The organism is Phyllobacterium pellucidum, assembly GCF_013327855.1.
In the GTDB taxonomy this organism is placed as follows: domain Bacteria; phylum Pseudomonadota; class Alphaproteobacteria; order Rhizobiales; family Rhizobiaceae; genus Phyllobacterium; species Phyllobacterium pellucidum.
The window spans coordinates 1,014,711-1,025,270 of record NZ_JABUMX010000002.1 but is presented as its reverse complement, the minus strand read 5'-3'; the positions used below and the strand labels follow the sequence as shown (position 1 = coordinate 1,025,270).

9 protein-coding genes are annotated in these 10,560 nt (G+C 60.6%); 5 read left to right on the top strand and 4 right to left on the bottom strand.

What is annotated here, in order from left to right; all coding sequences use genetic code 11:
• Positions 1-12 precede the first annotated feature (12 nt).
• Positions 13-1,467 carry a glutamate synthase subunit beta gene (locus HQ945_RS12960; protein ID WP_091925422.1) on the top strand — a complete coding sequence of 485 codons (1,455 nt, stop codon included), beginning with the start codon at positions 13-15 and terminating at the stop codon, positions 1,465-1,467.
• 153 nt (positions 1,468-1,620) lie between these two features.
• Entirely contained in the window at positions 1,621-1,818 is a 198-nt protein-coding gene (locus HQ945_RS12955) for a hypothetical protein (protein ID WP_113280890.1), read from the top strand.
• Positions 1,819-1,839: 21 nt separating this feature from the next.
• On the opposite strand, the gene HQ945_RS12950 is transcribed toward HQ945_RS12955, so the two are convergent.
• Positions 1,840-3,075, bottom strand: coding sequence for an SGNH/GDSL hydrolase family protein (locus HQ945_RS12950; protein WP_113280889.1), 1,236 nt, complete (start codon positions 3,073-3,075; stop codon positions 1,840-1,842).
• A gap of 13 nt (positions 3,076-3,088) precedes the next feature.
• Positions 3,089-4,312, bottom strand: coding sequence for a lytic murein transglycosylase (locus tag HQ945_RS12945; RefSeq protein WP_113280888.1), 1,224 nt, complete (start codon positions 4,310-4,312; stop codon positions 3,089-3,091).
• A gap of 311 nt (positions 4,313-4,623) precedes the next feature.
• Between HQ945_RS12945 and galU the strand changes: the two genes are divergently transcribed.
• Complete coding sequence (gene galU, locus HQ945_RS12940; RefSeq protein WP_091925786.1) at positions 4,624-5,523, top strand: UTP--glucose-1-phosphate uridylyltransferase GalU; 900 nt, start codon at positions 4,624-4,626, stop codon at positions 5,521-5,523.
• 646 nt (positions 5,524-6,169) lie between these two features.
• Complete coding sequence (locus tag HQ945_RS12935; protein ID WP_113280887.1) at positions 6,170-7,105, top strand: transposase; 936 nt, start codon at positions 6,170-6,172, stop codon at positions 7,103-7,105.
• 105 nt (positions 7,106-7,210) lie between these two features.
• Here the strand turns inward: HQ945_RS12935 and HQ945_RS12930 are convergent, their stop codons facing one another.
• Complete coding sequence (locus HQ945_RS12930) at positions 7,211-8,932, bottom strand: outer membrane beta-barrel protein (protein WP_162737195.1); 1,722 nt, start codon at positions 8,930-8,932, stop codon at positions 7,211-7,213.
• A 172-nt stretch (positions 8,933-9,104) separates the two neighbouring features.
• On the opposite strand from HQ945_RS12930, the gene HQ945_RS12925 reads away from it, so the two are divergent.
• Positions 9,105-10,100, top strand: coding sequence for a KpsF/GutQ family sugar-phosphate isomerase (locus HQ945_RS12925; RefSeq protein WP_027229502.1), 996 nt, complete (start codon positions 9,105-9,107; stop codon positions 10,098-10,100).
• Here the strand turns inward: HQ945_RS12925 and HQ945_RS12920 are convergent.
• Complete coding sequence (locus tag HQ945_RS12920) at positions 10,097-10,549, bottom strand: NfeD family protein (RefSeq protein ID WP_174208143.1); 453 nt, start codon at positions 10,547-10,549, stop codon at positions 10,097-10,099. The two genes, HQ945_RS12925 and HQ945_RS12920, sit on opposite strands and share 4 nt — an antisense overlap.
• Between the last annotated feature and the right edge of the window lie 11 nt (positions 10,550-10,560).

The window sequence follows — 10,560 nt, the reverse complement described above, 5'->3', positions numbered from 1 at the left end:
GAGAGAAGTTTTATGGGTAAGGTTACAGGTTTTCTCGAGATCGACCGGCAGGTTGGCAAGTATCAGCCTGCGTCGGATCGCATACGGCATTTCCGGGAGTTTACGATCCCGATGTCGGACAGCGAAGTGAAGAAGCAGGCGGCGCGCTGCATGGATTGCGGCATTCCCTTCTGCCATGGACCGACAGGCTGTCCGGTCCACAATCAGATTCCGGACTGGAACGATCTCGTCTACAACGACAATTGGGACGAGGCGATCCGCAATCTTCACTCCACCAATAACTTTCCGGAGTTTACCGGCCGTATCTGCCCCGCGCCTTGTGAGGAAGCCTGCACACTCAATCTCGAGGACGTACCGGTTTCGATCAAGACGGTGGAGCAGGCGATTGCCGACAAGGCCTATGAAAAGGGCTTCATCATTCCCCAGCCGGCTCTTGCCAAGACCGGCAAGAATGTCGCGGTCATAGGCTCGGGTCCGGCGGGCCTTGCCGCCGCCCAGCAACTTGGCCGCGCCGGCCATGAGGTTCATGTCTACGAGCGGGAAAGCCGTCCGGGTGGTCTGCTGCGTTATGGTATCCCCGACTTCAAGATGGAGAAGCATTTCATCGACCGGCGCATCGCGCAGATGGAAGGCGAGGGCGTAACCTTCTTCTGCGGCGTGAACGTTGGCGTGGACAAGCCAGTCCAGGAGCTTATCGATACCTATGATGCGGTGCTCTACTGCGGTGGCGCCGAAACCCCCCGTCCCGCCGGCATTCCCGGCGCGGAGTTCGAGGGCGTCCACGACGCCATGCATTATCTCGTCCAGCAGAACCGGCGCATAGGCCGCGAGAACATCGAGTCGGTCGCCTGGCCGAGCGATCCAATCGTCGCGTCGGGCAAGCATGTAGTCGTGGTCGGTGGCGGCGACACGGCGTCCGACTGCGTCGGAACAGCATTCCGCCAAGGCGCTGTAAAGGTTACGCAGCTCGATATTCGCCCGCAGCCGCCGGAAAGGGAAGACAAGCTCAGCGTCTGGCCCTACTGGGCGACCAAGATGCGCACATCATCCTCACAGGCTGAAGGCGCGGATCGCGAATTCCAGGTTGCGACGCTTGAATTCATCGGCGAAAACGGCAGCTTGACCCATGTGAAGTGCTGCGAAGTCGATGAGGCGCGCAAGCCTATCCCGGGAACGGACTTCTTCATCAGGGCCGATCTTGCGTTCATCGCCATCGGCTTCTCCGGCCCATTCGAGAACAATATCGTCAAGGAGCTCTCGGGCTCGCTCGACATGCGCGCCGACCGGCGTGGCAATCGTTCCGTCTCCGCCGACGACAAGAACTATCGGACCAGTGTCGACAAGCTCTATGTCGCCGGTGACGTGCGCCGCGGTCAGTCGCTGGTCGTATGGGCTATTCGCGAAGGCCGCCAGGCTGCCCATGCCATCGACGCCGCGATCATGGGGTCATCGGTCCTCCCCCGCTGACGCAAAAGGCCGGCACGTCTTAAATCGCGTGCCGGTGGCATATCCTGTCGACGCTCATTTACCGAGCCCGAGACCCATCAATATTAGACTTTTGATTAATTGATTTAGGTCGCCAGACCGTTCATAGACCTGTTGTCGTGGAGTATTTTACCAATGTATTTGAGAATTCTGCTTACCGCCGCCCTGCTTGGACTTGCCTCATGCAACCAACCCACGGACGCTGCCGTCCAGGGCAATGCACCCGCAACGGCTTCCGTCGCCACCAGCGCCAGCGATCAGCCTCAGCCGATGCCGGTCATCTATATCCCGGTCAAGGCACCATCCGAGGCCGAAGCGAAGACTCCGTCATAAGAAAAAATGGCGTTAGAGGCCTCATTGTTTCGGCCATGAAAAATCGTTGACCCGGCCGGGCTGGCCCTCGGGCGCTACGCCGTCGATGACGAGCCGGTCGCGCGCAGATTTGTCGCCGCCAACTGCCGGACGGGGAGCAGCGCCGAGCAGATCGGTGCCACCGTCCAGTTCCGGATCATTGAGGCTGACCGGCGCAAGCCGGTCGATCTTGGCGGGCGCCCCTGGCGCGCCGGTCAGCGCCTGAACCGGAGCACCCGGTTTGATCGCGGCAATGTCCGGCGACGTTGCATTGCCGAGCATCTGCCGCAGCGGCTTTTCCACGTAGAATGCCAGTTTGCGTTTACCGGCGGCGGTCATTCCAATACCGTCATTGTTGCGCAGGCGCGCCGTCTGGCCGGAAACATCGAAGCCGGACAGGGTGAAGTTGCCGCTCTGATCGACAAAACCGTCCCAGACATCGACAAAGGTGCCGCCCGCCTTTTCGGTGGCATTGCGATAGAACTCGTTGAAGGCGAGGACGTCGTTGGTGATGCTTTTCGATTTGAAGGCAGGCTGGCCCACCCATACGACAGGTTGGCCAGCCTTCTTCACCGCATCGAGAAAGCCGTTCATCCGCGCCTGGTATTCCTTGGTCCAGTCGTCGGTGAGGAGCACCTTGCCGTCCGAGAATTGCTGGCGATCATTGGCGCCGATCATAATGACCACCACGGCCGGTTTTTCCTTGGCGATCATTTCGCCGATGGAAGCTGGCCAATCGCGATGATCGCTGCGCACGAAACCCGAAGACCCATCGGCCTTGTCGATGACGCGCACGCCCGGTGCATCGATGAACGCGGCATCGAGGCCCTCCGCGAGGCTGCCGGCCATGAAGTCGCCGACGACCAGCACCGGCTTTGCGTCGGGCAATTTTGCCTGGATGGGGGCATCGCTGTTTGGAACCGGCGATGTCCTTACCGTGTCCGGCCGCGGGCGGGCGCGCTTTAGCGGCGGCCTGCTCTTGCTTGGCGGGCGGGCGCGCCTGCCGTCATCGATCAGGCGGTCTGTATTTTCGCGGTAGATGCGCGGACCGAACAACATGTCGAGCAGCGTGCGGGCAGTTGCATGTTCGATGAAGAGGAAGGTGCCGGCGAGGGCAATGGCGATTGCAAGCAGCGACGGCGACCGAAGGAGGGTTGGCGCGGCAGCAGGGCAGGCCGGCAGGAGAGCGGGACGTGAACCAACCCGCGAACGTAATCTGTACCTGCCAAACCCAATCATCTGCTTCACTTAGCTATTTTTTCCGGATGACGGTCAGCACTTCCTTGCTGGGATGACCGTCCGGATCGAGTCCCATCTGCTTCTGGAACGCCTGGATGGCATCCCGCGAGCTCGTACCGATCTTGCCATCGACCTTGCCGTCATAATAGCCGAGTTCGCGCAAATGGCTCTGCAATTCTTCGCGCTCCTTCATGGTGATCGGCGTGAAGGGGCGGTTCCAGTCCTGGCGCAGGCCCGGGGCACCGGCGATCTGGTCGGCGAGCAAACCCACGGCGAGCGCATATTTGTCGGCATTATTATAGTTCTTCAACACGAAGAAGTTGCGTGTCATCAGGAACGAAGGGCCGGCACGGCCGTCCGGCACCTTAAGCGTCGCCCTCTCGCTGCCGCGGGGGAAGGGCTTGCCATTGGCGCGCACGACGCCAAGCTGCTGCCATTCGGCGATGGTGTGCGAGCCGCCGGGGAGTTTGCGGCCGGCCGGCAGGACGACTTCATAGCCCCAGGTGCGGCCGCTCTCCCAGCCATTCTTGCGCAAGAGGTTTGCGGCCGTAGCGAGCGCATCGGGTACGGAATTCCAGATATCGCGTTTACCATTGCCATCCATGTCCACCGCGTATGCAAGATAGCTGGTCGGAATGAACTGGGTGTGACCGAGCGCGCCCGCCCACGAACCCGTCAGATGGCTGCGGTCGATGTCACCGGTCTGCAGAATTTTCATCGCTGCAATAAGTTGCGTGCGCGCATATTTTGCCCGGCGAGGGTCGGCATAGGCGAGCGTCGCAAGCGAACGCACCGCGTCGCGCATCACATCGTCGCGTTTCATGATCTCGCCGAAGTTGGTTTCCATCGACCAGATAGCAAGCAGGATATTGCGATCGACCCCGAAGGATTTTTCGATCGCTCCGAGCCAGCGGCTATACTTGCGCGCCATTTCGCGGCCCGTCTGCACCGAATGCTCATTCACACGGTTGTCGAGATAGCCCCAGACCGGTTCGGTAAACTCCGGCTGAAATTGAGCCTTTTGCAGGACTTCCGGATCGATTTCCGTCACGCCGGCGAAGGCACGCTGGTAGGTGGCAGCGGAAATGCCGCTGCTCAACGCGGTTGCACGAAAATCCTGTATCCAGCTTTGGAACTTCGCATCGGCTGCGGCGATCCCCGTCGATCCTGCCAATCCAAGGCATGCAACCGCTGCAGCGATCATGACGCGCCGTGCGAACCCCGTTGAACTCACCATTATGTTTTCTCCTCGAACTGTGTTTCCACATTTTTGGGTCAAACGATAAAATAGACATGGCAAAGTTAGGAATTGGTTTACCATGCATCGGCAAACGCGCGCTGCCAGGCTACATTAACAACGGCAACGAATATTTATTTTACAGCGTTATGTATTTTGGGTCTTTGAGACCGAATTGTCTAGCGCATAAACCCAGAGCCGGCGGCGGTTTTGTACAAGTTTATGCGTAAATTTGAAATGATACTGTTCGCTTGCATCTTGTGCAGAATGCATCGTCAGTAATCGAAGCGTGCAACACTGACGAGGTAACGATGACGACGAGAAAGCAAATCCGTAAGGCCGTCTTTCCAGTTGCGGGTTTTGGTACCCGCGTGCTCCCAGCGACAAAATCCATTCCCAAGGAAATGCTGACCGTTGTCGACAAGCCGGTCATCCAATATGTGGTGGATGAGGCGCGCGAGGCCGGCATCGAGCATTTCATTTTCGTGACCGGACGCAACAAGGCTGTCATCGAGGATTATTTCGACGCGCAGTACGAGCTCTATGCCACGCTCGCAGAACGCGGCAAGACCGGACTTCTCGAGGAACTCCAAGGCATCCAGCCAGGACCGGGAACAACGAGCTTCACCCGCCAGCAGGTGCCCATGGGGCTTGGCCATGCGGTCTGGTGCGCACGCGACATCGTCGGCGATGAGCCATTCGCGCTATTGCTCCCTGACATGATCATGCAGCCCGAATCGACCGGTTGCATGGCCGATATGGTAGAGCTCTATAACCAGTCAGGCGGCAATGTCATCGCCGTGCAGGAATGCGATCCGGCCGAAACGCATAAATACGGCATTGTCGGTCAGGGCAGGCCGGTCGGCAAGGGTTTCGAATTGACCGAGATGGTCGAGAAGCCGGCCAAGGGCACGGCGCCGTCCAATCTTTACATCAATGGCCGTTACATCCTCCAGCCGGAAATCTTCGACATTCTCGAGCATCAGGAGCGGGGCGCAGGCAATGAAATTCAGTTGACCGACGCCATGCTGAAGCTGACGAAGGAACAGGACTTCTTCGGCTACCACTTCCGCGGACGAACCTATGACACCGGCTCGAAGGAAGGCTTCGTCGAAGCCAATGTCGCCTTCGCCCTGTGGCGCAACGATATCCGCGGCGGCGTCATCGACAATATCGGCAATATGCTGAAGACAATCCAGCCGAAGGACTGAGTGGGCGTTTGGCGGGGAGCCTCGACTGGCGCCTTCCCGCTTAGTTTACCCCTCCACCGTCATCCGTGTCCGAGGTCTGCTACGCAGTCGAGGAAATTTACCCTATCTGCCGTCATCGTGGGTCCTCGGGACAAGGGCCCGAGGATGACGGCAGTGGTGGATGGATGACGGGTAGTGTGGGGGGCTCTTTGTGGCTCTCACGTACGAGACGATGCAGTCGCCGCCGTTCCTGTCAAACGCGTCGTCGCGCTCTTCTCAATTGGCATAACGGCCGCACCAAATGGTTTATTCCCGACCTCTCCATCATCCTCCGGACCCTTACCCTCTTCGCCGTCATCCTCGGGCTGTTGTCCCGAGGATCCACTGTTATGACGGCTGCTGCGTTGATGGCTCGACCACGTGGTGATTTATCCTCGGGCCAAGTGCCCGAGGATTGTTTCTTCGAGATGATGTAATTTTGGAATGCGGCTGCGGGCTCTGTTACAGCCCGCAGCCGCTGTCGCAGGCGACCGTCCGAGGAAAGGGTTGCACCCGTCGTCATGACGGCTCCCTGCGGCATGCTGCCATCGCTTGGAGAGTTGATTGGGCCGGTGTTTCACGCCCGCAAACAATCCGAAGCCTGCACCCGAGAGAGGATAGCATCAGCATGGCCTTTCTGCATCATCCCCCGTCACGCTGCCTGGGTTTCGATATTGCCAAGGAGACGATCGCCGTTTGCGATGGGTCGAAGGTGATCACCATCGCCAACCGGCGCAGCGACATCCGCCGCTTCCTCAGCCGGTCGAACGCCGATCTCGCCGTCTGCGAGCCGACCGGAGGGTTCGAGACCCTTCTCATCGAGGAATGCCAGCGATGCGGACTGGCCGTCCATCGCTGCGACACCCGCAAGCTCAAGGCCTTCATTCGTTCGAAAGGACGGATCGGCAAGAGCGATGCGATCGATGCGCGTGAACTGTCGGCCTATGGTCTGGAGCGCTGGGCGAGCCTGGCCTTGTGGTGTGCACCCGATTGCAGGGAGGTGCACCTCAAGGCACTCGTGCGAAGGCGCGGCGACCTGATGGCGATGCGGGTTGCCGAGCGCAACCGGTCGAAGGCACCCGGTGCCCGCCGGCTCGCTGCAACCTTCAAGGCGACACTCGCCGTCATCGACAGGCAGATCGCCCAGATCGACCGCGACATCGCCGTCCTGACCGGAACCGGCCCTCTCAAACACCGCACCGAGATCGCCACCGCCATGAACGGCATCGGCAAGACGACGGCTGCAGCCCTCATTGCCACCTTGCCCGAGCTCGGCCGGATGGATCGGCGCCATGCCGCCTCGCTTGCCGGCCTCGCGCCTCACCCGAACGAGAGCGGCAAGACAATCGGCTATCGCAGGATCCGCGGCGGGCGGCCCGAGGTTCGAACGATCCTCTTCATGCCCGCCATGCAGGCCGCACGCGGCAAAGGCGAGTTCGCCGCCTTCTACAAACGTCTCGCGGCCAGTGGCAAAAAGCCGATCGTCGCTCTCGCTGCCGTCATGCGAAAGATCGTTGTCGTGCTCAATGCGAGACTGAGAGACGACCTCGTTCAACAGAGTTGATGACGGTCGTGGTGGGTAGATAGCAGTGGGGTGTACGAACGCGGTGTCAGTAGCGGAGTGCCGCTGAACTTCCGGACGCAGCAGGGCCGGCCTCGCCATGGCCGCCTAGCGTTGCAGCGTGACCCCCACGAATATGCTGGTCTCGTTCGTATTGCGGGTGTCCACCTCGCTGCGCGTCAGTTCGTGACGGGCGCTGATATCAAGACCGAAGAAACGGTTGAACCAATAGGTAGCGCCGATCTCGGCACCGAAACCCTTGTCCCAACCGGTATCGTCCTTGTTGTCGCGCAGCGAAACGAAGAGATTAGCCTTGAGATCGAGATTGGCGCGCGCCTGCCGTTTAATGCCGACCGTGCCTTCATAGAAAATCGAGCCGCTATCGCCGGGTGCCGTCGCTCCTTCGATGCGGGTGAGAAGGCCGATATCGACGTCGGTTCCTCGCTGCGGCGACCATTTGATCGCCCCATCAACGCTGAGGCCTTCGACAGCATTGAGGCGATCGTCCTCAATGTCCTGGCGCAGGTAGCCGAGCGCCAGTTCTCCCGTCAGCTTTTCACGGATATCGAGCTCGACGCCGCCGCGCAGCCCCGTGCGCATGCCGGAGCGGCGGAAACCATTGGAATCCACCGCCTCGTCATACATCAGTTTGCCGATTTCTACCTCGGCGAACGGCTTGATCGCCGGCGACATTTCAAAGCCGCCGCGCAGCGCGACACTCGCAAAGGTATTGTCCCGGTCCTTCTGGCTCGTTGTGCTGCCGTCGGAGAATTCGGCATTGCCGTAGGTGGTGTGGTCGACATTGCCTTTGACGTCGGCGAAGAATTGGCCGAATTCCCGGCGCGCCCCAAGATTGGCGTCGATATCCTGCACGGCCGGGCGATTCGAGGTGCCGACGATCGTCGTGGGCGCGCTTGGATCTTCCTGCCGGTAGCGATAGCCGACCTCGCCCTTTACCGTGGTGCGCGCGCCGAGGTCGAGCTGAAATCCGCTGCGCAGGGCGATGTTGGGTGCCGAATAATCCTCGCCGGCGAGAGATTTGTCGTAGAGGCCATCAAAATCCAGCCAGGCGGAATGACGCGACCAATCGGTTGTGGCGCGGGCGCGCAGGCGCGTTTCCGACAAAAGCGCGCCGGACCCATCGGAACTGCCGTCGGCATTGGTCGTGGCGCGAAGGCCCGTGCTGATTGACGGGCGCAGCGTTACCGTGCCGGCTCTAATGCCAAAAGGCGCAAATGGTTCTGGATCGGGGCGAATGGCGCGCCGTTCGATGGCAGGTTCCGGTAGATTGTCGCGCTCGGCCGGGCCCGCCGGCGGGTTCGCCTCCCGGTTCTGCTCGATCGGCGGGTTTGGGATCGAATTGGTCGTCTCCTCGTCAACAGCCGCGCGGACGCGACGCGACGCCACAGTGCGTGCCGCCCTGTCCTCGGGAATCGGTCCGAACTGGTCGACTGGCGGTGACTGGGCGCCAAGATTGTTGCTGTCATCGGCGGGGCCGGAAGGCAGGAGATCGCTGTCCAGCGGAACGCCGCGCAGGCCAAGACCTTCATCGCCCGTCACAGGCGGAAGCGCGCCGGGGCTCAAGGGTTCGTAGGGTCGCGAGGGGATACCGCTGTCGGGAGGTGGGGTTCCCGTCGGCGGAACGGTATTCTGGGCGAGAATGCGCCTGCCATTGCTCTGTGCCTGCAGCACATTTTCGCCGACCGGACCGCGCAGGGGGGCCTGTTGCTGGGCAAGTGCGTGGGGGGCAAGCACGGTCGTGCCGAGCAGCGCTGTCAGGAGACAGACGATGCTGGCAGGTCTGAAGCTGCCGCCGGGCGGGGCTTCCAAACGTGGGTGCCGAGGATGCATATGCAGGTTTGCCAATGAGTTCGAACGTTGAGGGATGGTAAAGAGGCATGGTTAATGACCTGCTAATTCGCGGTGGTTGGGATGCCATTCCCGGGCATTGCCTTGAACAAAAATTGGACAGCCGGGATGCAAAGCGCTAACGGTTCTCGCCATGCAGGCTATCAATCACACCGATCTCGACAAATCCGCAGCGGTTGAATCCGCCAAACGGACCATCTCAACCGAAACCGACGGTCTCGTTGCGCTGAGCGAAGCGCTCGGCGGCCCGTTGGCCGAACCGTTCTGCCGCGCCATCGAAAAGATCGCCTCGATCCGCGGGCGGATCATCGTGACCGGGGTCGGCAAGAGCGGCCATATCGGTTCGAAACTTGCGGCGACATTTGCTTCGACCGGAACTCCGGCGTTCTTCGTGCATCCCTCGGAGGCAAACCACGGCGATCTCGGCATGATTGCCGTCGACGATGCGATCATTGCCCTATCATGGTCGGGCGAGACGGCGGAACTCAAGGGCATCGTCAGTTATGCGATGCGCTTCCGTATTCCGCTCATTGCGGTGACGGCCGGTGAGACGTCGGCCTTGGCGAACGCCGCCGATGTTGTGTTGCTGTTGCCCCGCGTGACGGAAGCCTGTCCGCATGGTCTTGCGCCGACGACATCAACGCTGATGCAGCTTGCCATGGGCGATGCGATTGCCATCGCATTGCTGGAAGCACGCGGCTTCACGGCCGGGGATTTCAAGACGTTTCATCCGGGCGGGTCGCTTGGCGCCAGCCTGACCCATGTACGCGAGATCATGCATAGCGGCGACCAGATACCGCTTGTTCCGCTCGGAACGCCCATTCCCGACGCGATGAAGGTGTTCGCAGCCAAGCGCTTCGGCTGCATTGCGGTGCAGAACGAGGAAGGCACACTCGCTGGCATCATCACCGACGGCGATCTGTCGCGTAACCTGCATCGCAACCTCATCGCCATGAATGTCGAAGACATTATGACGCGCGATCCGAAGACCGTGCCGCCGACCATGCTGGCGAGCGCCGCCCTTGCGCTTCTCAACCAGCACAATATTGGCGCCCTGATCGTGACCGAGAAGAACTATCCGGTCGGGATCGTGCACTTCCACGACCTGTTGCGTATTGGAGCGGCCTAGGCTGCTTCAACGACCAGGATCCCATGATCGACGGCGGTTATGCGCACGCGCGTGCCGGCGGCGAGATCCGGCCCGTTAACCCGCCACAGACTATCGCCGACGCGGGCTCTGCCGCGTCCGTTGACGGTTGCTTCCTCCAGCGTGACGACAAGACCGACCATCTGTTCGGCGCGGCGGTTCAGCAATGGCTCGTCGGAGACGGCATCTGTCGCGCCGATAAGCTTGCGGCCGATGAAGACGGCAATTACGGAGAGTACAAGGAAGATGATGACTTGTATTTGCCAGGTAAGCCCAAGCGCCTCGGCAAAAAGAATCGCGAGCCCGGTGATGGCTGCGATGCCGAACCACAGGAAAAAGATGCCGGGCGCCGCCACTTCGAAGATCATCAGCACGAGACCGAGCACCACCCAATTCCATGGCCCAAGTTCGGTAAAAAGGCGCTCAAGCATGGCTGTGCTCC